We start from the raw sequence: 21380 nt of genomic DNA on the forward strand, positions 1-21380 counted from the left end.
GCGGGGCGGGTGGATCTTCACTCGCGCCATGAGCACACGCACGCCGCCGGCCCCCGAAGCCGTCCCCGCGCCCGCACCCGGAGCCGCCCCCGCGCCCGGAGCCGTTCCCGCACTCGCATCCGGAGCCGGCCTCGCGCCCCTCCCGACCACACCGGTCCGTCCGCGCTCCGCGCCGCCTCCCGGGGCGCGGGCGCGGGCCGTGGTCGCCGCCCTGATGGTGGCGCTGGCCGGGACGGTCCTCCTGAACGCCCCGCCCCCGCCGCCGTCGGGGGCCGTCGCGTCCGGGGCGTCCGGGGCGTCCGGGGCGCCCGGGGAGTCCGGGGCATCCGTCGCGTCCGGGGCGCCCGCCCCCGCCACGGCGACCCGCTCCATGGCCGGGGCCGGGGCCCCCGGGGCAGCCGCCGCCACCCCCGTCACCTTTTCCGGCAAGGCCTTCGACACCTGTGAGGCGCCGTCCCTCGCCGTCATGAGGGCCTGGCGGGGGTCGCCGTACGGGGCCGTCGGGATCTACTTCGGCGGGCGCGGGCGGGGCTGTCCCGTGCAGAAGGAGCTCACCCCCGCCTGGGTCGCCTCCGCCCACGCCATGGGCTGGCGGCTGCTGCCGCTCTTCGTCGGCTCCCAGGCGCCGTGCGTGGACTCCCTCGCCAAGCGGAAGTTCGCCATCGGCAGCAACCCCACGAGCCAGGGCACCAAGGAGGGAGGCGACGCGGTACGGGCGGCGCAGGCCTTCGGGATCGGTCCGAACAGCCCGCTCTACCTGGACATCGAGGCGTACCGGCGGGGCGACACGAGCTGCGCCGCGACCACCCTCGCCTTCGTCCGCGCCTGGAACCGGGAGGTGAAGCGCCTCGGCTACCTCCCCGGCTTCTACAGCAGCGCCGAGACGGGGGTGCGGGACATGGAGACGCAGCGGAAGGCGGGGACGAAGGACCTGCCGGACGTGATGTGGTTCGCGCGCTGGCGGGGGGTGCCGGCGCTGCTCACCGAGTCGGTGCTGCACCCGGAGGCCTGGACGCCGCACGCCCGGATCCACCAGTACGCGGGCAACGTCACCGAGACGTACGGCGGGCGCACCCTCGCGATCGACCGCAACGCACTGGACGCGCCCGTCGCCCGCGTCGCCGCCCCCGCCCGCTTCGCGGCCCGCGTCCCCGTCCCCCTGTCGTTCGTGGCGGGCCGGCACCCCTGAGGGCGGCGGTCCACCGTGCCCGGCACCCCTGAACCGGGCATCGACCCTGAGCCGGGTGGAGAGGGTCTCCACCCAGAGGAGGTGGAGGCATCCCCACCCCTACAACCTGAGGCGGACGGCGGTTCGGGACCTGGGGCCGATCCGCCGGTGTCCGTGCCCTCCTAGCGTGGAGTCATGACTCCGCCACCCTCTGGCCCCGTCTGCGCCGGTGCCTCGCAGTACGCGTCGTACCCGACCTTCACCTCGTACGTACGGGCGCGTGGGCCCGTCCTCCTGCGCACCGCGCGCTCCCTCACCGCCAACCCCTCGGACGCGGAGGACCTCCTCCAGACCGCGCTCGCCAAGACCTTCATGGCCTGGGAGCGCATCGAGGACCACCGCGCCCTGGACGGCTACGTCCGCCGCGCGCTGCTGAACACGCGGACGTCGCAGTGGCGCAAGCGCAAGGTCGACGAGTTCGTGTGCGAGGAGCTGCCCGAGCCCGCCGGCCTCCCGGAGCCGGACCCGGCCGAGCGGCAGGTGCTGCACGACGCGATGTGGCGCGCGATCCTGAAGCTGCCGGAGCGGCAGCGCCAGATGGTGGTCCTGCGGTACTACGAGGACCTCAGCGAGGCCCAGACGGCCGAGGTGCTCGGGGTGTCGGTCGGGACGGTCAAGAGCGCGGTGTCCCGGGCGCTCGGCAAGCTCCGCGAGGACCCGGAGCTGACGCCCGTACGGTGAACCACCCGCTCGACCAGGCCGCTTCCGCCAGTAATCACTGGCAATTTACGTACTCTCGGGTAGTGACATACCGCGCGGTACGTGCGCAGAATCTCCACACCCCTTCTGCCACGTAGCGCCCACCGGGAGGACGCCCCGTGTACAGCACCATGCAGGACGTACAACTGACCGTGAGCCGCATCCTCCAGCACGGGATGACCATCCACGGAAAGTCCACCATCACCACCTGGACGGGCGAGCCCGAGCCGCAGCGCCGCACGTTCGCGGAGGCCGGAACGCGCGCGCACCAACTGGCCCACGCCCTGCGCGACGAACTCGGGGTCACCGGCGACCAGCGCGTCGCCACCCTCATGTGGAACAACTCGGAGCACGTCGAGGCCTACTTCGCGATCCCCTCCATGGGCGCGGTGCTCCACACCCTCAACCTCCGCCTGCCCCCCGAGCAGCTGGTGTGGATCGTCAACCACGCCGCCGACCGGGTCGTGATCGTCAACGGCTCCCTGCTCCCGCTCCTCGCCCCGCTGCTCCCGCACCTGCCGACGGTCGAGCACGTCGTCGTCGCGGGCCCGGGCGACCGTTCCCTCCTGGACGGCGCCGCCCCGCGCGTCCACGAGTACGAGGAGCTGATCGCCGGCCGCCCGACCGCGTACGCCTGGCCCGAGCTGGACGAGCGCTCGGCCGCGGCCATGTGCTACACCTCCGGCACCACCGGCGACCCCAAGGGCGTCGTCTACTCGCACCGCTCGATCTACCTGCACTCCATGCAGGTGAACATGACCGAGTCGATGGGCCTGACGGACAAGGACACGACCCTGGTCGTCGTCCCGCAGTTCCACGTCAACGCCTGGGGCCTGCCGCACGCCACCTTCATGACCGGCATCAACATGCTCATGCCGGATCGTTTCCTCCAGCCGGCCCCGCTCGCCGACATGATCGAGCGCGAGAAGCCGACCCACGCGGCCGCCGTCCCCACCATCTGGCAGGGCCTGCTCGCCGAGGTCACCGCGAACCCCCGCGACCTCTCCTCCATGCGGCAGGTCACCATCGGCGGCGCCGCCTGTCCGCCCTCCCTCATGGAGGCGTACGACCGCCTCGGCGTCCGCCTCTGCCACGCCTGGGGCATGACCGAGACCTCCCCGCTCGGCACGATGGCCCACCCGCCGCACGGCCTCACCGCCGAGGAGGAGTGGCCGTACCGGGTCACGCAGGGACGTTTCCCCGCCGGCGTCGAGGCCCGCCTCGTCGGCCCCGGCGGCGAGCACCTGCCCTGGGACGGCGAGTCGGCCGGCGAGCTGGAGGTCCGCGGCACCTGGATCGCGGGCGCGTACTACAACGGCGTCGACGGCGAACCCCTCCGCCCCGAGGACAAGTTCAGCGAGGACGGCTGGCTCAAGACCGGCGACGTCGGCGTCATCAGCCCGGACGGCTACCTCACCCTCACCGACCGCGCCAAGGACGTCATCAAGTCCGGCGGCGAGTGGATCTCCAGCGTCGACCTGGAGAACGCCCTCATGGCGCACCCGGCCGTCGCCGAGGCCGCCGTCGTCGCCGTGCCGGACGAGAAGTGGGGCGAGCGTCCGCTGGCGACCGTCGTCCTCAAGGAGGGCGCGACGGCGGACTACGAGACGCTGAGGGCCTTCCTCGCCGACGAGGGCGGCATCGCGAAGTGGCAGCTGCCGGAGCGGTGGGCGATCGTGCCGGCGGTGCCGAAGACGAGCGTCGGCAAGTTCGACAAGAAGGTCATCCGCAAGCAGTACGCGGAGGGCGAGCTGGACGTCACCCGGCTGTAGTGCCCCCATCGGCACCAACCGGCCCCACGGGGCTAGTTGGTGCCGATCTTCGCGAGCAGGTCGACGATCCGCGCCTGCACCTCGGCGCTGTTCGAGCGCTCGGCGAGGAACAGGACCGTCTCGCCGGAGTCGAGCTTCGCCAGCTCCTCCTCGGCGAGGTCGGCCGAGGTGTAGACGACGAGCGGGGTGTGGTTCAACTGCCCGTTCGCGCGCAGCCAGTCGATGATCCCGGCCCGGCGGCGGCGCACCTGCATCAGGTCCATCACCACCAGGTTCGGCCGGGTCTGGGTGGCCAGCATGACCGCCTCGGAGTCCGTCTCCGCCTGCGCGACCTGCATCCCGCGCCGCTCCAGGGTGGCCGCGAGCGCCTCCGCGATGGTCTCGTTCTCCTCGATCAGCAGGACCCGGGACGGGTGCTGCTCGCTGTCGCGGGGCGCCAGCGCCTTGAGGAGCACGGCCGGATCGGCGCCGTACGCCTCCTCCCGGGTCGCCTGCCCGAGCCCGGCCGCGAGCAGCACCGGCACCTCGGCGGCGACGGCCGCCTGACGCAGCGACTGCAGCGCGGTACGGGTGATGGGGCCGGTCAGCGGGTCGACGAAGAGCGCGGCCGGGAAGGCGGCGATCTGGGCGTCGACCTCCTCGCGGGAGTGCACGATCACCGGCCGGTAGCCGCGGTCGCTCAGCGCCTGCTGGGTGGAGACGTCGGGCGCGGGCCAGACGAGCAGCCGGCGCGGGTTGTCGAGGGGCTCCGGGGGCAGCTCGTCGTCCACGGGCTGCGGGGCCGGCCGGTTGGCGACCTCGACCGCGCCGCCGGGACCGTCGAGCGGCTCGGGCCCCTCGGCGGAACCCTCGGCGGGCGCTCCTATGGCGTACGCGCGGCCTTCGGCCGGGGTGTCGTGCGGCGAGGGCGCGGGCGCCGTCGGCTGCGGGTGGGGCCTGGCCTCCACGGCCGGGACCGGCGGGTCGATCTCGGGCGGGGTGGCGAGCCTGCGCCGCCGCCCCGAGCCGTTGGACGGCGCGGCGGGGGCCGGTGGCACGAACGGGACGCCCTGCCCGAGCGTACGGACGCTGAACGCCCGCCCCTGGGTCGAGTCCTTGGACACGGTCGCCGGCATCGGCAGCTCGGGCGGCAGCGGTACGGAACCGGTGCCGGTCCCGGTGGCGGTCTGGGGCACGGGCTGCGGCTGCCGGGGCTGCTGCGGCTGCTGCGGCTGGGGTACGGCCTCCGGCGCGTCCTCCGGCTGCGGGACCGCCACGGCCCGGCGCCGACCGGTCGGCTCGATCGCGATCGGGGACCCGGCCTGCGGGTGGGGCTGCGGCGGCGTGTGGTCGGCGCCCGGGACGTCCCGTACGGGCTCGTGCCGTCCCTCGTCCGGGACCGGCAGCGGGCCGGCCACGGGAGCGGCGGCCGGCGGCGCCGTCTCGGCGTCACGGTCGACATCGGCGGGCGGCAGCGCGAACGGCGTGCGGGGCCCGGCCTCGGCGGCGGCCGCCCGCTCCTGCGCGGCGGCCAGCGCGCGCCGACGGCGCCCGCTCGGCGGCGCCGGAGCCTCCTCGGGAGCGGAAGCGACGGCCGGCAGGGCACGGGCCAGGGCGGGGGCCCCGGACGGCTCGACGGCGACGCCCTGCGGCGGCACGGCCGCACCGAGCGCGGCACGCCCCTGCGCGCCCTCGGCGGCGGTCACCACGGAGCCCTCGGCGGGCCTGCCCCGACGGCGCCCGGTGGGCTCCACGGGGGCGGGCGCGGCGGAGTGCACGGCGACGTTCTGCTGGGCGGGGATCAGCTCGGCGGGACCGGCGGCCTCTCCCGTACGGGCACGGCGGCGGCCACTGGGCTCGGCACCGCCCTCGGGCGCGACCGCGCTCTCCAGGAAGGCGTCCGTCGATCCGCGCCGGGCCCGCCGCCGCCCACCACCGGAGGTCTCGGAGCCCGGCCCGCCGGCCATGACGGCACCGGAGGCCGCGCCGGGGCCGGGAACCATGCCGGAACCCGCGCCCGGAGCCGTACCCGGGCCGGGGATCCCGCCGGGGGCGACGACGGACGGCGAGTCGGCACCGATGCCGGAGGCGGGGACAGGACCGGAAGCGGAAGCCGGGACAGGACCGGAGGCGGAAGCCGGGACAGGTCCGGAGGTGGAGGCCGGGACAGGTCCGGAGGTGGAGGCCGGGACAGGTCCGAGGGCGAGGCCCGGGCCGGTGACCGGCCCCGTGGTCGGCCCTGCGACCGACCCCGAGCCCGACCCCGACTGCGGCCCTGACGGCGACCCCGAGTTCGGCCCCGAGTTCGAGCCTGCGTCCGGTCCCGAAGCCTGTGCGGGCAGGGCGAGGGCCTCGCGCCCGCCCGAGGGCCCGTTGTTCCGCAGCGCCGGCGCGGGGACGGTCCCCCGACCCGCGCCGACCGGCACTTCGAGGACGTACGCGCCGCCGCTCGTGCCCGGCACCTCGTGGGTCTGCACGACACCGCCGTGCGCCGCCACGATCCCGCGCACGACGGGCCCGTGGACCGGGTCGCCGCCCGCGTACGGGCCGCGGACCTCGATCCGTACGACGTCACCGCGCTGTGCGGCCGCGACGACGATCGTGGAGTCGCTCGGGGTCCGCTCGGCCTTGCTCTTGCCGGTCGCGTCGACGCCGGCGACGTCCGCGACGAGATGGGCGAGGGCGGTCGTCAGCCGGGCCGCGTCGACCTCGGCCTCGATGGGCGGGGCGTGCACGGCGAACTGGGCGCGGCCGGGCCCGATCAGCTCCACGGCGCTGTCGATGCCCGCGGACACGATCCCGTCGAGCAGGACGACGGACTTGTCGAGCTTCTCCGTGCCGGCGTCGAGCCGCTGGTAGCCGAGGACGTTGTCGACGAGCGAGGTCATCCGGGCGTATCCGGCGGCCAGGTGGTGCAGGACCTGGTTGGCCTCGGGCCACAGCTGCCCGGCGTCGTCGGCGGCGAGGGTGCCGAGCTGGGTGCGGAGCTCCTCCAGGGGCCCGCGCAACGACTCGGCGAGGACGGCGGTCAGCTGCTCGTGGCGGGCGGCGAGGGAGGCGTACCTCTCCTCCTGCGCCTCGCGCTCGGCCGCGTGCCGCTCGGCGCGGTCGGCGAGCTCGGCGGCGTGCCGCTCGGCGCGGTCGGCGAGCTCGGCGGCGTGCTCCTCGACGAGCTGCTCGTACGGCCTGCGGTCGGTGAAGGTCATCACCGCGCCGACGAGCTGGTCCCCGTCGCGCACCGGAGCGGTCGTCAGGTCGACCGGGACCCGCTCGCCCTTCTTCGACCACAGGACCTGCCCGCGGACCCGGTGCTTGCGGCCGGACTTGAGGGTGTCGGCGAGCGGGGACTCCTCGTACGGGAAGGGCTCGCCGTCGGCGCGCTTGGCGAGGATCAGCGGGTGCAGCTCCTGGCCGCCGAGCTCGCCGGCGCGGTAGCCGAGGATCTGCGCGGCGGCGGGGTTCACGAGGACGACCCGACCGTCGGTGTCGGTGCCGACGACTCCCTCGGCCGCGGCGCGCAGGATCATCTCGGTCTGGCGCTGCGAGCGGGCGAGTTCGGCCTCGGTGTCGAGGGTGCCGGTGAGGTCCCGCACGACGAGCATGAGCAGCTCGTCGCCGGTGTAGCCGCCGTACGAGTCGTAGGCCTCGCGGCCGTCCTCCAGGCTGGCGCTGGTCACCTCGACGGGGAACTCGGAGCGGTCCGTGCGGCGGGCGATCATCCGGGTCGGCTTGGTGCGGCCGCGCTCGTCGGCGCCGTCGGGGCGGCGCATGGAGCCGGGGATGAGGCGCGAGTCGAAGGTGGGCAGCAGATCGAGCAGGCCGCGTCCGACGAGCGCGGTGCCGGGCGTCTCGAACATGCCGAGGGCGATGGTGTTGGCGTTGACGACCGTGCCGTTGCAGTTGACGAGCACGAGGCCGTCGGGGAGGGCGTCGAGTATGGCTGCGAGGCGAGCAGCGCCTCGGGATGGCCTGCTGCTCACGACGACGCTTCCTCCCTGACGCACTGCATGCGCATGCCCTGTCGGCCGGCCGGTCCCATCTTGCCCCTCGGGCCCCGGCCTGTCACTGAGGGGAGTCTAAGGGAGCCTCCGACCGTCATCCCCGGGCAAGGGGAAGCAGAGGCTCCAGATTCTTCCAGCGGTCGATCTCGCACCCGTTCGCCCGGGAGAAGCGGGCGTCGACCTCGCGGCCCTGCCAGACGCCGGTGACGTGGGCGAGGGCGGGCCCGCCGTACACCTCGGTGCACATCTGGTCCGAGGGGACGGGCAGGAACGGGTCGCCACCCTCCCTCGCCAACTGCCCGAGCCGCTCACAGGCGCCCTCGGCGGCCGGGTGATCACCCTCGGCGCGCTCGCCACAGCTCAACCGGAAGGTGCCGTCGGAGCCGGGGGAGCCACTCTTCTCGACCGTCACGGTCAGGATGTCGGGCGACTCGCTCGACACGGTCGACCCGGTCGAGGAGAACGGGAGCGGCGACGGCAGGGGACCGAGGCCGGCGGCCCCGACGGTGGCGGTGGCGAGGGTCGCGAGGACGAGACTGCGCAGCATGCGGATCTCCAGGAGCACGGGAGTACGGAGGGCGCGGGTGCACGGCGCGCCCGCCCCCTCTAACGCTCCGGGCGCCGGGGCGTTGCGCAAGCGGGGTGCGCCGGGCGGGGCGGGACAGAGTGCCGTGGGGCTTTGCTATGACCCCCGGAGGACTAGTACGGTGAGAATCGATTGGTGACAGCCGGTTCGCCTGTGTCATCATCTGCACGCACCACTCGCGTAGGCGCGCGGTGCGAGGAGGCGTCGCCTAGTCCGGTCTATGGCGCCGCACTGCTAATGCGGTTTGGGTTTTAAAGCCCATCGAGGGTTCAAATCCCTCCGCCTCCGCCCCTACCGAAGCCCCGGCCCCCAAGGCCGGGGCTTCGGCCGTTCTCGGGATCTTCTTCCGCGAGCCTCTTCCCCCACGGGCTTCTTCCGCGGCCTTCTTCCATGACTCGACGACGAGACGGTGTGACCCCGGTCTCTTTCCGCGTCTTTTCGCCCCGCGAACCCTCGCGACCGCCACCTGTCCGCCGATCCGCGCTCGACCCTCGGCGCGACGTTTTCGCAGGTCAGAGGGGGTGAGGGGAATGGATTTCACATGACGGCGGGACTCATGTAATGTTCTTCCTGTCGCCGGGACAGCGGGCCGAAAGGGCCGGGGAACGGAGACAAGAACTAAAAACAAGCACTCGTAGCTTAACGGATAGAGCATCTGACTACGGATCAGAAGGTTGCAGGTTCGAATCCTGCCGAGTGCACACAGGTGAGAGGCCCGGACGAGAGTCCGGGCCTCTTGCGTTGTGGGGCCGTACAGCGGCGAAGTGCAGCGGGCGAGTGCAGGTGGGTCGCTCGGCGGACAATGGCTGCATGGCGTTGACGGTGTGGGTCGACGGCTGGCAGATCCAGTGCTGCGGAGAGAGCTTCGCGCCCGGGGACGTCGTCTCGTGGACGCTGCTGGAGGTCGGCCCGGAGGACTACGCCGACGTCGTCGGTGGCGAGCGTGCGGCCGGGATCGGTTTCCGCGAGGAGCATCACGGCCGGCAGGAGGGGCGCGCGCCCCTCTCGGTGGAGGTGGTGTCGATCGTCGAGGTGCACTGCCGTTACGGGGTGTCCCCGGGCGCCACGGACAAGGCGAACCGCCCCGTTCCGGGGACGACCGTGCTGGTTCCGGTCGAGGAGGCGGACGGATGGGCGAAGGCCAGGCCGGGCGTGAGCTTCGCGGGCTATCTGGTGACCGCCCGGCGCGCCGCGGACGGGCCGGAAGGCGCGGCTGCGCGCGGTCGATGAGGATCCCGGCCTGACGCCCTATCTGGTGCTCGGATTCGACAAGTACGACTACGACTGCAGCTACGAACGCACCTCTGCAGACCCCGAATTCGGCCGGTAGCGGTTCTGTCGCGCGTGCCCGGAGGGGCGGCAGCCGGGGCTGCGGAGGGCGCCGCTCTCCGGGAGGGCGCCCGTTCCGCGGGCCGGGTCAGGCCGTGGCCCCGACGGGGGTGCGCAGGACGCGGCGGGGGCGGGTCGGGATGCCGAGCTTCGGGTTGGCGACGCCCCAGGCCGCGCCCTTGCAGATCAGCTCCTTGTAGCGGGCGGCGAGTCGGCCGGTCAGGGCCGCGCTGACCGAGCGGTCGTCGGCGGTGACGTACTGGATCAGGCCGTCCCTGCGGCCCAGCGAGATGCACTGGTTGAAGTAGCGCAGCGGCGTCTTCGGGAGCTTCCCGCCCGTCAGGCGGGCCGCGATGGCGTCGGCCGCCTGCCAGGCCATCGGGGTGCCCGAGGCGCACGACATCCGCAGCGGCTTGTCGCCCGGACCCATCGCCAGGGCCGCGTCGCCGACGGCGTACACGTCAGGGTGGGAGACCGAGCGCATCGTCTCGTCCACCATGATCTGGCCGTTCTCGGCGACCTCCAGGGTGGTGGCCCGCGCGATCGGGTGCACCGCGAAGCCGGTGGTCCAGACGGTGACCGCGGCCGGGATCGTCTTGCCGTCGGCCGTGGTCACGTGGTCCGCCTCGACCGCGGTGACGGCGGTGTGCTCGTACGCCGTGATGCCGAGGCCGGCGAAGACCTTCCGTACGTGCGCACGGCCCTTGTCCGAGAGCCAGTCGCCGAGCCCGCCGCGGGCCGCGAGCGCGACGTCCAGGTCCGGGCGGGCCTCGGCGATCTCCGTGGCGGCCTCCAGGCCGGTGAGGCCGCCGCCGACGACGACCACGGACTGCCCGGCCTCCAGGGCGGCCAGGCGCTCGCGCAGCCGGAGCGCGCCGGGGCGGCTGGAGATCTCGTGGGCGTGCTCGGCGGTGCCGGGGACGCCCTGGGTGTTCCAGCCGCTGCCGAGGGCGTAGACGAGGGTGTCGTACGCGAGTTCCTCGGCGCCGTTCGCGCCCTCGACCGTGACCGTCCTGCGGTCGGCGTCGACGGCGGTCACCCTCGCGAGCTTCAGCTCGACGCCGGTGCCGGCGAACATCTCGCTGAAGGGCCGGGGCGTGAGCTCCTGGCCGACCGCCAGCTGGTGCAGCCTGACCCGCTCGACGAAGTCGGGCTCGGCGTTGACGAGGGTGATGGCCACGTCCTCGCGGTGGAGCTGCTTGGCGAGGCGCCCGGCGGCGATGGCTCCGGTGTAGCCGGCCCCGAGGACGATGATCCGGTGCTGCTGCATGTGCCTGCTCCTGTCTGGGCGAGGGTCTCGCGCGGTTTCGCCCCTTGAACCGGGCGGCCCGGCGATTCCTGACAGGTGTGGGGTGTGAGCTGGGTCACATGGAGTGGGCGGGGGTCAGAAGGCCGCCGTCAGCAGGGGCTCTCCGTGGTCCGTGGCCGCCCAGTGCCTCGTCGCACGCTCCAGCTTGTCCGGGTTCACCTGGTTGCGGAAGGCGGTGATGCCCTCGGCCGTGACCTCCAGGCACATGATGCCGACGACCCGGCCGTCGAGCACCGCGACCGCGGCGGGGACGCCGTTGGCGGTCGTCGCGTAGACGTCGGGCGAACCGCCGATGACCTTCCGCTTGGCGGTACTGGGCTTGAACAGGCCCCGCATGAACGTCGCGACCGCGAGCGCGCCCTCGAACGCCCTGGCGCGCGCCGGGACCTTGCCGCCGCCGTCGCCGATCGCGATGGCGTCGCCCGTGAGCAGCCGTACGAGCGGCTCGGTACGGCCGCTGGTGGCGGCCGCGAGGAACTCCTCGACGATCCGCCGGGCCTCGGCCTCGTCGATCTCCGTACGGGCCTTGCCGGCGGCGACGTGCTTCTTCGCGCGGTGGAAGATCTGCTGGCTGGCGGCCTCGGTGATGTCGAGGATCTCGGCGATCTCCCGGTGCGGGTAGTCGAAGGCCTCCCGCAGCACGTACACCGCGCGTTCGTTGGGGGAGAGGCGCTCCATGACGGCGAGGACCGCGTACGAGACCGATTCGCGCTGCTCGGCGGTGTCGGCGGGGCCGAGCATCGGGTCGCCGACGAGCAGCGGCTCCGGCAGCCACTCGCCCACGTACGTCTCGCGGCGGGCGCGGGCCGAGGTGAGCTGGTTGAGGCACAGGTTGGTGAGGACCTTCGTCAGCCAGGCCTCGGGGACCTCGATGCGGTCGACGTCGGCGGCCTGCCAGCGCAGGAACGTGTCCTGCACGGCGTCCTCGGCCTCGCTCGCCGAGCCGAGGAGACGGTAGGCGATCGCCTCCAGGCGGGGCCTGGAGGCCTCGAAGCGGTCCACGTCGCTCAAGGTCAGAGGCATGGTTCGGATCCTAGTCCGGGCGGGGTGCGCGGCGGCAGGGCGGCGAGGCCCCGCCGTGTCCGCAAGCGCTTCCCCTTTTGGGTGAACCTGTCTGATTTGCATGTCAGTTGAATATGCCCTCGGCTTAGCTTGCCCGGCGGAGGTGATGATCGATGGATGCGATCGACATCGATGACCTGGTGCACGTCGCCACCGGAGCACGACTGCGGCGGCTGACCGCGCCGGACGGGTCCCACTGGTTCCCGGTGGTGGACGTGGCGAAACGGCTCGGATACGCGGGGACGCGCGAGGCGCTGCGGACCGTGACGCTGCCCGAGGAGTGCCTGGCGGCCGCGCGGGACCTCGACGGGGGCGCGGGGTTCCCCGGCCGGTCCGCCGGGATCCGGGCGTCGACCCGGATGGTGAGCCTGGAGGGTCTCGTCCAGCTCGTCGGGGCGTGCAGGAGACCGGAGGCCGGACCGTTCCGGGCGTGGACGGCGGGGGTGGTGGCGGCGGTCCAGCGGTACGGCGGGTACGGGCTCGAACCCTCGCCGGTGCACGCCGGGTTCCTGCTGCCGCCGGAGCTCGTCGACGTCCTCGTACGGCTCGAGAGCCGGTTCGACGAGCACGTCGAGTACGCCGAGCACGTCGCGTACGCGGAGCTGCTCCGCGAGACCCGGCAGAGCCTCTCCAGGGTCGCCGACTCCCTGGAGCGCCTCGCCGTGCCCCGCCAGCGCACCGGCGCCGCCGTCGCGCTCACCCCGCAGCAGCTCGTCGAGTCCTGGGCCATCACCGGGGACATGCGGACGGTCGCCTCCTGCCTGGCGCCCGCGCTCGTCCGGGGCGGGGTGCGCTACCGGCCCCAGGACGTCACCCGCCGCACCGGCCTCTCCGGCGAACGCGTCCGCGACTGCGTCCGCCTCCTCCTGGAACGCGGCTGCATGCGCGAGGTGGGCCGCCCGGCCCCGGACGGGACCCGCATCTACGTGCTGCCGTGAGCCGCTGCGTCCTGTCCCCGAAAGGCCGGTCCCACCGCCACCACCTGGTACGCGTCCTCGTACACGATCCGCCCCGGGTCCGCCGACTCCAGGCGTACGCAGGGCACGCCGTGGTCCCGCAGGATGCGCAGGTACGGGGCGACCCGGGCCAGCGCCTCGGTCGCCGTCGGCCGGAACCAGGCGGCGGCCCCCGGGTTCACCGCCGGGTCGTAGACCGTCGGGTCCACCGCCGTCGGGTTCGGGAAGTGGGCGTCGTACCAGTCGTTCGAGGCGCGCCAGACCGTCCATTCCCCGGGGGAGAGCCGGCCCTCCCGGGCCAGGGCGTTGGCCAGGCCGAAGACGCCGGGGTGGTGGCCCCGTGGACTTCTGATCGGGGACTGGAAGCGGATGTGGCGGAGACTGGACATCCAGGGAGCCTAGGAGGGGTGGGCGGCGTGGAGTGGTGGTGCCGGGGGATCGGCTGGGGCGGCGGGGTGCCCGGGCTGCGGTGGCGGGGAGGCCGCGTCAGTGCGCTCGCGTACGGGCAGCGGCTCGCCTTCCGGGCCGTCGGGGTCCGGCGGTGTCCCGGGGCCCGGGGGAACCCCTGCCCCCTGGAGGCCGCCGTCCCCGGGCGGGCCACCGGCGGGCGGTGCCCGGAGTGCGCGCGGCTCGACCGGGCCCACTCCGTCGCGGCCGACACGATCGCGGACGACCCGCAGCCGTACCGCGTCTACCTGGCCTGGTTCGGGCCCGGGATGACCAAGGTGGGGATCACCGCCGAGGCCCGGGGCGAGGCCCGGCTCCTGGAACAGGGGGCCGTCGCGTTCAGCTGGCTCGGCCGGGGCCCGCTCATGGCCGCCCGGCGCACCGAGGAGGTCCTGCGGCAGGCCCTCGGCGTGCCCGACCGGGTCGCGTACGAGCGGAAGCGGGCCGCCCGGCACGCCCTGCCGCCCACCGAGGACCGGGCCCGCGAGGTCGAGGAGCTGTACCGGCGCGCGCGGGCGGTCGGCGGCTGGACGGAGACCCTGGAGCCGCTGGAGTTCGCCGCGCGCGACCACGTGGGGGTGTTCCGTCTCGACGGGCTGCCGCGCCTCGACGGCACGGTCGCCGAGCTCGTCGACGGCGGCGTCGTCATCGGACGGCTGCTCGCCGCCGCCGGCCCCGACCTGCACCTCCTCGCCCCCGACGGACGCTGCCTCGCCCTCGACACCCGGCTCACGGGCGGCTGGATCCTCGAGGCGGCCGGGGAGGGGGAGGGCTTCTCCGTGCCGGTGACGGCGGTGGCTCCGGTGGTCGAGAGCGCCCAGGAGGGGCTTTTCTGAGCCCTGGATCCGCCTTCGTAAAGTCTTGGATCCCTTTGGACGGGGGCCGTGGACATCCTCCGGCCCGCCCGGCGAGGGTGATCACATGACCCAGAAGCTCGTGGCGGGCATCGAACCGCCTTACTACACCGCTGTCTTCACCTCGATCCGTCCCGACGCCCCCGAGGGCTACGCCGAGACCTCCGTCCGGATGCAGGAGATCGTCCGGGACATCCCCGGCTTCCTCGGCTACGAGTCCGCCCGCACCCCCGGCGGCATCGGCATCACCGTCGCCTACTTCCGCGACCTGGAGGCCCTCGACACCTGGCGCCTCCACACCGAGCACCAGGCCGCCAAGGCGCACGGGCGGAAGCACTGGTACGACAGCTACAGCGTCCACATCGGCAAGGTCGAGCGGAGTTACAGCTTTGAGCGCGAGTGAGACCGAAGCACTGCTGACGCGGCTCGGGATCCCCGGGCTCGTCGACGTGCACACGCACTTCATGCCGCAGAACGTCCTCGACAAGGTCTGGGCGTACTTCGACGCCGTAGGGCCCCTGACCGGCGTGGAGTGGCCCATCACCTACCGCGAGGAGGAGGAGCGCCGGCTCGCCCTCCTGCGCGGGTTCGGTGCGGTCGCCTTCACCGCGATGCTCTACCCGCACAAGCCCGGCATGGCCGCCTGGCTGAACTCCTGGGCCGCCGATTTCGCCGCCCGCACCCCCGACTGCCTGCACACGGCGACCCTCTTCCCCGAGCCGGGCGTCGCCGAATACGTCCACCAGGCCCTCGACGCCGGCGCCCGGGTCTTCAAGGCGCACCTCCAGGTCGGCGGCTTCGACCCGACCGACCTCGCGCTCGACAGCTCCTGGGGCGCCCTCGCCGACAGCGGCACCCCCGTCGTCGTGCACTGCGGCTCGGGCCCCAGCCCGGGGAAGTTCACCGGACCCGGGCCCATGGCGCGGCTGCTCGCCCGCCATCCCCGGCTGCGGGTGATCGTCGCCCACATGGGGATGCCCGAGTACGGCGACTTCCTCGACCTCGCCCAGCGGTACGAGGGCGTCCACCTCGACACCACCATGGCCTTCACCGACTTCAGCGAGCGGCTCGCGCCCTTCCCCGAGGCCGAGCGCGGGCGGCTCCTCGACCTCGGCGACCGGATCCTCCTCGGCTCGGACTTCCCGAACATCCCGTACCCGTACGCCCACCAGCTCCACGCCCTCGAACGCCTCGGGCTCGGGGACGACTGGCTCCGGCGGGTCCTGTACGAGAACGGAGCCGCGCTGTTTCACGTGAAACCCTGAGCTGCTGTTTCACGTGAAACCGAGCCGCGTCGTTTCACGTGAAACCTTGATCCCCTGAGGCCCCGGCCCCCGGTCCCTTTCTCAGGGAATTCACAGGAAAGGGAAAGAGACCTCTCAGTGGCGGCCGTCACCTTGGGGGCATGACCGTCACCACACGCCGCACCGGCACCCGCGCCGACATGCTCCGCGCCGACGGAACCGCCGTCCGGGTCCTCGTCGTCGACGACGAGGCCTCGCTCGCCGAGCTGCTCTCCATGGCCCTGCGCTACGAGGGCTGGCAGGTCCGCAGCGCCGGGGACGGGGCCGCCGCGCTCCGCTCCGCGCGCGAGTTCCGGCCCGACGTCGTCATCCTCGACGTCATGCTCCCGGACGTGGACGGGCTGAGCCTGCTCGGCTCGATCCGCCGCGAGCTGCCCGACGTGCCCGTGCTGTTCCTGACCGCGAAGGACGCCGTCGAGGACCGCATCGCCGGGCTCACCGCCGGCGGCGACGACTACGTCACCAAGCCCTTCAGCCTGGAGGAGGTCGTGGCCCGGCTGCGCGGCCTCATCCGCAGGTCCGGGGCCGCGCAGACGCGCAGCGAGTCCCTGCTCGCCGTCGGGGACCTGACCCTCGACGAGGACAGCCACGAGGTCACCCGGGGCGGCGACTCCATCCACCTCACCGCGACCGAGTTCGAGCTGCTGCGCTACCTCATGCGCAATCCGCGCCGGGTGCTCAGCAAGGCGCAGATCCTCGACCGGGTCTGGTCGTACGACTTCGGCGGCCAGGCCAACGTCGTCGAGCTCTACATCTCCTATCTGCGCCGGAAGATCGACGCGGGACGGTCCCCGATGATCCACACCCGGCGGGGGGCCGGCTATCTGATCAAGCCCGGGGAGTAGCTCTCGTGCGCGTACGACGTGGGCGGCCGTGGTCGCTGCGGACCCGGCTCGTCGTCTCGGCGGTCGCGCTGATCGCGGTCGTCGCGGCGGTGATCGGCACGGTGACGGCCATCGCGTTCCGCTCGTACCTGTACGACCAGGCCGACGAGCAGGTCCACGACATCGCGGACCGGGCGGCGGGGCCGCCGGTCGGCGCGCCCCTGGCGCCCGGCTCACCCGGCTCGGTCCACCTGAAGGACCCCCTCATGTTCCTCCAGGGACCCGGCACCCTCGGCACCCTCGGCGCGGTCCTCAAGGACGGCGAGGTGACCTCGGCCGGGTACTCGGCGGAGGCCGGGGGCAGTGGGCCGTACGAGCGGCTCATTCGGGTCAGCATGCTCGACGCGGCCCAGCGGGCCGCGCTCGCCGCCGTTCCTCGCGACGGCCGGCCGCACACCGTGGAAATGCCCGGGGGCCTCGGCTCGTACCGGGTCGAGTACGCGGCCGGGGAACGCGGCGAGCTTCTCGCCGGCATCCCCCTCACCGAGGTCGAGGACGCCCTCTCCACCCTCGTCCTCGTCGAGCTGAGCGTCACCGGCGCCGCGCTCGTCGCGGCCTCGCTCGCCGGGACCGTGCTCGTCCGGATCGCCCTCCGTCCACTGCGCCGGGTCGCCATCACCGCCCGTCAGGTCGCCCGACTCCCGCTGCACAGCGGAGAGGTGGCGCTCCATCAGCGCGTCCCGGAGGCCGAGGCGGACCCGCGCACCGAGGTCGGCCAGGTCGGCGCGGCCCTCAACCGGATGCTCGACCACGTCCACTCGGCCCTCGACGCCCGCCAGCAGAGCGAGACCCGGGTGCGGCAGTTCGTCGCGGACGCCAGCCACGAGCTGCGCACCCCGCTCGCCTCGATCCGGGGCTACGCCGAACTCACCCGGCGCGGCCACGAGGAGTGCGGCCCCGACACCCGGCACGCCCTCCTGCGCATCGAGTCCGAGGCGGCCCGGATGACGGGCCTGGTCGAGGACCTCCTGCTGCTCGCCCGGCTCGACGCCGGCCGCCCCCTCTCGTACGAGACCGCCGACCTCGTCCCGCTCGTCGTGGACGCCGTCAGCGACGCCCGTGCCGCCGGACCCGACCACCACTGGCGCCTCGAACTGCCCACGGACGGCGCGGTCGTACGGGCCGACGTCGCCCGGCTCCAGCAGGTCCTGGTCAACCTCCTCGCCAACGCCCGCACCCACACCCCGCCCGGCACCAAGGTCACCGCCCGTGTGCGTGCGGAGGGCTCGGCCGTGCTCGTCGACGTCGAGGACGAGGGTCCCGGCATCCCGCCCGAGCTGCTCCCCGCCGTCTTCGAGCGCTTCGCACGCGGCGACGCCTCCCGTTCCCGGCACGCCGGCTCCACCGGCCTCGGCCTCGCCATCGTGCGTGCCGTCGTGCTCGCCCACGGCGGCGACGTGGACGTCGAGAGCGTCCCCGGCCGGACCGTCTTCACCGTCCGGCTCCCCGCAGCACAGGACTCACAGGCAGGGCACAGGCTCATCACACAGCCGTGACAGCGGGCCCCGGAAGGGTCCCCGTCATGCGAATCCACACCATCGGGGAAGCCCTCCCCGCCCGGGAACACCTTCCGGTGAGCGCCGCCGGGCGGCCCGTCCTGGACGTGGTCGTCCCCGTCCACAACGAGGAGAAGGACCTGGAGCCGTGCGTCCGCCGGCTCCACGAGCACCTCCTCCGGACCTTCCCGTACGGCTTCCGCATCACCGTCGCCGACAACGCCTCCACCGACACGACGCCCGACGTCGCCGCCGCCCTCGCGGCCGAGGTGCCCGAGGTGCGTTCGGTACGCCTCGAACAGAAGGGCCGAGGCCGGGCGCTGCGGACCGTGTGGTCGGCCTCGGACGCGCCCGTCCTCGCCTACATGGACGTGGACCTGTCCACCGACCTCAACGCGCTGCTCCCGCTGGTCGCACCGCTCATCTCCGGCCACTCGGACCTGGCGATCGGCTCCCGGCTCGCCCGCTCCTCGCGGGTGGTGCGCGGGCCGAAGCGGGAGTTCATCTCGCGCGCCTACAACCTGATCCTGCGCTCCTCCCTCGCCGCCCGGTTCTCCGACGCGCAGTGCGGCTTCAAGGCCATACGGCGGGAGGTCGCCGAGCGACTCCTTCCGATGGTGGAGGACACCGGCTGGTTCTTCGACACCGAGATGCTGGTCCTCGCCGAGCGGGCCGGGCTCCGCATCCACGAGGTGCCGGTCGACTGGATCGACGACCCCGACTCCACCGTCCACATCGTGAAGACCGCCACCGACGACCTGAAGGGCGTGTGGCGGGTGGGGCGGGCCCTCGCGACCGGTTCGCTGCCCCTCGACCGGCTCGCCCGGCCGTTCGGCGACGACCCCCGGGACCGCGAGCTGAACGGCGTGCCGGGCGGCCTCGCCCGCCAGCTCGTCGGCTTCTGCGTGGTCGGCGTCCTGTCCACGCTCTTCTACCTCGCGCTGTACTCGGCCTTCCGCCTCGGCGTCGGCCCGCAGCCCGCCAACGCCGCCGCCCTCCTCGTCTCCGCCGTCGCCAACACGGCCGCCAACCGGCGCCTCACCTTCGGCGTACGGGGCCGGGACCGGGCCGTCCGCCACCAGGCGCAGGGGCTCGTGGTCTTCGCCATCGGCCTCGCCCTGACCAGCGGTTCGCTCGCCGCCCTCGGCGCGGCGACCGGCGATCCGGCGCACTCCACCGAGCTCGCCGTCCTGATCGTCGCCAACCTCGCCGCGACCGTCCTGCGCTTCCTCCTCTTCCGGCTCTGGGTCTTCCCGGACCGCGCTTCAGCAAGGAACGAACGATGACCACCCTGAATCCGCTCGTACGGCGCTGCCGGCGCGGGCGGGCCGAGGACGCGCCCTGGGTGCGGCCCGCCTTCCTCGGCCTGCTCCTCGCCACCGCCGCCCTCTACCTCTGGAACCTGAGCGCCAGCGGCTACGCCAACTCCTTCTACTCCGCCGCCGTCCAGGCGGGCAGCCAGAGCTGGAAGGCGTTCTTCTTCGGCTCGCTCGACGCCGCCAACGCCATCACCGTCGACAAGCCCCCGGCCGCCCTCTGGCCCATGGCCCTGTCCGTCCGTCTCTTCGGGCTCGGCTCCTGGCAGATCCTGCTGCCCGAGGTGCTGATGGGGGTCGCCACGGTCGCCGTCCTGTACGCGGCGGTCCGGCGGCGGTTCAGCGCGGGCGCCGGACTGATCGCGGGCGCGGTGCTCGCGCTCACCCCGGTCGCCGCGCTGATGTTCCGCTTCAACAACCCGGACGCGCTGCTCGCGCTGCTCATGACGGTCGCCGTCTACTGCGTCCTGCGCGCCCTGGAGCTGGACAAGGGCGCCGCGCGGTGGCTGATGTGGGCCGGGGCGGCGCTCGGGTTCGCGTTCCTGGCCAAGACCCTGCAGGCGTTCCTGATCCTGCCGGTGCTCGCCCTCGTGTACGTGGTGTGCGCGCCGGGCGGCCCGGCGCGGCGGTTCGGGCGGCTCGGCCTGGGCGGGCTCGCGCTCCTCGTGTCGGCAGGCTGGTGGGTGGCCCTGGTCGAACTGTGGCCGGCGTCCTCCCGCCCGTACATCGGAGGCTCGCAGAAGAACAGCTTCCTGGAGCTGACCTTCGGCTACAACGGCCTGGGCCGCATCAACGGCAACGAGGTCGGCAGTGTGGGCGGCGGTGGCAAGGGCGGCCCGGGCCGGATGACGGTGGATCTGCCGGCCGGCATGGAACTCCCGACCCGGGTTGGCGGCGGCTGGGGCGAGACCGGCATCGGCCGGATGTTCAACGACCAGGTGGGCGGTCAGATCTCCTGGCTGCTGCCGGCCGCGCTGATCCTGCTCGTCGCCGGACTCGTCGTCACCTGGCGGGCGCCCCGGACGGACACGGCGCGCTCCGCGTTCCTGGTGTGGGGCGGTTCGCTGCTCATGACGCTGGCCGTGTTCAGCTTCATGGCCGGTATCTTCCACGAGTACTACACGGTGGCCCTGGCCCCGTACCTCGCGGCGCTGATCGGCATGGGCGCGGCGGTGCTGTGGGAGGAGCGGACGAGGTTCCTCGCCTCCGCGACCCTCGGGGCGGCCGTCGCGGTGACGGCCTGGTGGGCCTGGACGCTGCTCGGCCGTACGCCGGACTGGCTGCCGTGGCTGCGCTGGACGGTCCTGGCGGCGGGCGGGGTCGCGGCGCTGGGTCTCCTCTTCGCGGGCCGGGTCGACCGGCGGTGGGGGCTCGGGGTGGCGGGCCTCGGCCTGGCGGCGGGGCTCGTGGGGCCGTTCGCGTACACCCTGACGACGGTGAACGCCGGGCACACGGGCTCGATCGTGACGGCGGGCCCGGCGGGCGCCGCGACGGGCGGGCGGGGGCCCGGCATGCGCGGCGGCGCCCCGATGTTCGTCCTGTACGGTCCGGGACCGGGCGGCCAGGGCGGCGGTCAGCTCCCCGGCGGCCAGGCCCCCGGCGGCCAGGGCGCGGGCCGGCCCCCCGGCGGCCAGGGCATGGGCCAAGCCCCCGGAAGCCAAGCCCCCGGCGGTCAGGCCCCCGGAGGTGCGGCCCCCGGCGGTCCCGCGCAGCCCCCCAAGGGCGTCCGCCCCGGCGCCGTCGGCGGTCTCCTCAACGGCGCCACGGTCGGCACCGCCGCCAAGGCCAAGCTCCTGGCGGACGCCGACTCGTACACCTGGGTCGCCGCCGCCATCGGCTCCCAGAACGCCGCCAGCTACCAACTCGCCACCGAAAAGCCGGTGATGGCGATCGGCGGCTTCAACGGCAGCGATCCGTCGCCGACGCTCGCGCAGTTCAAGCAGTACGTGGCAGAGGGGCGGATCCACTACTTCATCGCGTCCGGCGGCGGCTTCGGCGGCGGCAACTCCGCCATCTCCACCTGGGCCGAGGAGACCTTCGAGAAGGTCACGGTCGACGGCGCCACCTTCTACGACCTGACCAAGAAGAAGTAGCCGGCCCGAAAAAATAACCGCTATACAGCGTACGAGACCTCCTATACGGTGTACGAGCCTTGGCC

General features: G+C 73.6%; 17 protein-coding genes and 2 tRNA genes. 14 read left to right on the forward strand and 5 right to left on the reverse strand.

Annotated elements, in window-relative coordinates:
• Nucleotides 1-28 precede the first annotated feature (28 nt).
• From SVTN_RS46190 to SVTN_RS19530, 3 genes are all read left to right on the forward strand, one after another.
• Complete coding sequence (locus tag SVTN_RS46190) at nt 29-1189, forward strand: DUF1906 domain-containing protein (protein ID WP_078908416.1); 1161 nt, start codon at nt 29-31, stop codon at nt 1187-1189.
• 174 nt (nt 1190-1363) lie between these two features.
• On the forward strand, nt 1364-1909 hold the full coding sequence (locus SVTN_RS19525) for a SigE family RNA polymerase sigma factor (RefSeq protein WP_041130268.1): 546 nt from the start codon (nt 1364-1366) through the stop codon (nt 1907-1909).
• A gap of 137 nt (nt 1910-2046) precedes the next feature.
• Nucleotides 2047-3699, forward strand: coding sequence for a long-chain fatty acid--CoA ligase (locus SVTN_RS19530; RefSeq protein ID WP_041130269.1), 1653 nt, complete (start codon nt 2047-2049; stop codon nt 3697-3699).
• Nucleotides 3700-3731: 32 nt separating this feature from the next.
• On the opposite strand, the gene SVTN_RS19535 is transcribed toward SVTN_RS19530, so the two are convergent.
• Both SVTN_RS19535 and SVTN_RS19540 read right to left on the reverse strand, forming a co-directional pair.
• Nucleotides 3732-7658, reverse strand: a complete 3927-nt coding sequence (locus SVTN_RS19535; protein WP_041130270.1) for a hybrid sensor histidine kinase/response regulator — start codon at nt 7656-7658, stop codon at nt 3732-3734.
• A gap of 115 nt (nt 7659-7773) precedes the next feature.
• Nucleotides 7774-8244: an SSI family serine proteinase inhibitor gene (locus tag SVTN_RS19540; protein WP_425428989.1), complete on the reverse strand. Its 471-nt coding sequence runs from the start codon at nt 8242-8244 to the stop codon at nt 7774-7776.
• Between the two features lie 218 nt (nt 8245-8462).
• Between SVTN_RS19540 and SVTN_RS19545 the strand changes: the two genes are divergently transcribed.
• The 3 genes from SVTN_RS19545 (at nt 8463) to SVTN_RS19555 (ending at nt 9495) form a co-directional block, all read left to right on the forward strand.
• A tRNA-Ser gene (locus SVTN_RS19545) sits at nt 8463-8553 on the forward strand.
• Nucleotides 8554-8893: 340 nt separating this feature from the next.
• Nucleotides 8894-8966 (forward strand) — tRNA-Arg (locus SVTN_RS19550).
• A 109-nt stretch (nt 8967-9075) separates the two neighbouring features.
• Nucleotides 9076-9495, forward strand: a complete 420-nt coding sequence (locus SVTN_RS19555; protein WP_041130272.1) for a DUF6578 domain-containing protein — start codon at nt 9076-9078, stop codon at nt 9493-9495.
• Between the two features lie 187 nt (nt 9496-9682).
• Here the strand turns inward: SVTN_RS19555 and SVTN_RS19560 are convergent, their stop codons facing one another.
• Entirely contained in the window at nt 9683-10864 is a 1182-nt protein-coding gene (locus SVTN_RS19560; protein ID WP_041130273.1) for an NAD(P)/FAD-dependent oxidoreductase, read from the reverse strand.
• Nucleotides 10865-10978: 114 nt separating this feature from the next.
• Entirely contained in the window at nt 10979-11926 is a 948-nt protein-coding gene (gene sigJ / locus SVTN_RS19565) for an RNA polymerase sigma factor SigJ (protein ID WP_041130274.1), read from the reverse strand.
• 152 nt (nt 11927-12078) lie between these two features.
• Here sigJ and SVTN_RS19570 point away from each other — a divergent pair, with 152 nt between their 5' ends.
• Entirely contained in the window at nt 12079-12903 is an 825-nt protein-coding gene (locus SVTN_RS19570; protein WP_041130275.1) for a BRO family protein, read from the forward strand.
• On the opposite strand, the gene SVTN_RS19575 is transcribed toward SVTN_RS19570, so the two are convergent.
• The gene (locus SVTN_RS19575; protein WP_041130276.1) at nt 12888-13310 is read right to left on the reverse strand and encodes a hypothetical protein; all 423 of its coding nucleotides are present in this window, start codon (nt 13308-13310) and stop codon (nt 12888-12890) included. The two genes, SVTN_RS19570 and SVTN_RS19575, sit on opposite strands and share 16 nt — an antisense overlap.
• Nucleotides 13311-13337: 27 nt before the next feature.
• On the opposite strand from SVTN_RS19575, the gene SVTN_RS19580 reads away from it, so the two are divergent.
• The 7 genes from SVTN_RS19580 (at nt 13338) to SVTN_RS19610 (ending at nt 21315) form a co-directional block, all read left to right on the forward strand.
• Nucleotides 13338-14204: a DUF2797 domain-containing protein gene (locus tag SVTN_RS19580; RefSeq protein WP_041130277.1), complete on the forward strand. Its 867-nt coding sequence runs from the start codon at nt 13338-13340 to the stop codon at nt 14202-14204.
• Between the two features lie 85 nt (nt 14205-14289).
• A complete protein-coding gene (locus tag SVTN_RS19585) occupies nt 14290-14625 on the forward strand; it encodes an antibiotic biosynthesis monooxygenase family protein (RefSeq protein ID WP_041130278.1) in 336 nt (111 codons plus the stop codon).
• Complete coding sequence (locus tag SVTN_RS19590) at nt 14612-15487, forward strand: amidohydrolase family protein (protein WP_041130279.1); 876 nt, start codon at nt 14612-14614, stop codon at nt 15485-15487. Before SVTN_RS19585 ends, SVTN_RS19590 begins: the two co-directional genes overlap by 14 nt.
• Nucleotides 15488-15627: 140 nt before the next feature.
• The gene (locus SVTN_RS19595; protein WP_041130280.1) at nt 15628-16371 is read left to right on the forward strand and encodes a response regulator transcription factor; all 744 of its coding nucleotides are present in this window, start codon (nt 15628-15630) and stop codon (nt 16369-16371) included.
• A 5-nt stretch (nt 16372-16376) separates the two neighbouring features.
• Nucleotides 16377-17906, forward strand: coding sequence for a sensor histidine kinase (locus SVTN_RS19600; RefSeq protein WP_041130281.1), 1530 nt, complete (start codon nt 16377-16379; stop codon nt 17904-17906).
• 26 nt (nt 17907-17932) lie between these two features.
• Nucleotides 17933-19192: a bifunctional glycosyltransferase family 2/GtrA family protein gene (locus SVTN_RS19605; RefSeq protein WP_041130282.1), complete on the forward strand. Its 1260-nt coding sequence runs from the start codon at nt 17933-17935 to the stop codon at nt 19190-19192.
• Nucleotides 19189-21315 (forward strand): glycosyltransferase family 39 protein, encoded by a 2127-nt coding sequence (locus SVTN_RS19610; protein ID WP_041130283.1) that lies wholly within the window; start codon nt 19189-19191, stop codon nt 21313-21315. Before SVTN_RS19605 ends, SVTN_RS19610 begins: the two co-directional genes overlap by 4 nt.
• The last annotated feature ends 65 nt before the right edge of the window (nt 21316-21380 follow it).

Origin of the sequence: Streptomyces vietnamensis, from assembly GCF_000830005.1 — a bacterium.
GTDB lineage: Bacteria > Actinomycetota > Actinomycetes > Streptomycetales > Streptomycetaceae > Streptomyces > Streptomyces vietnamensis.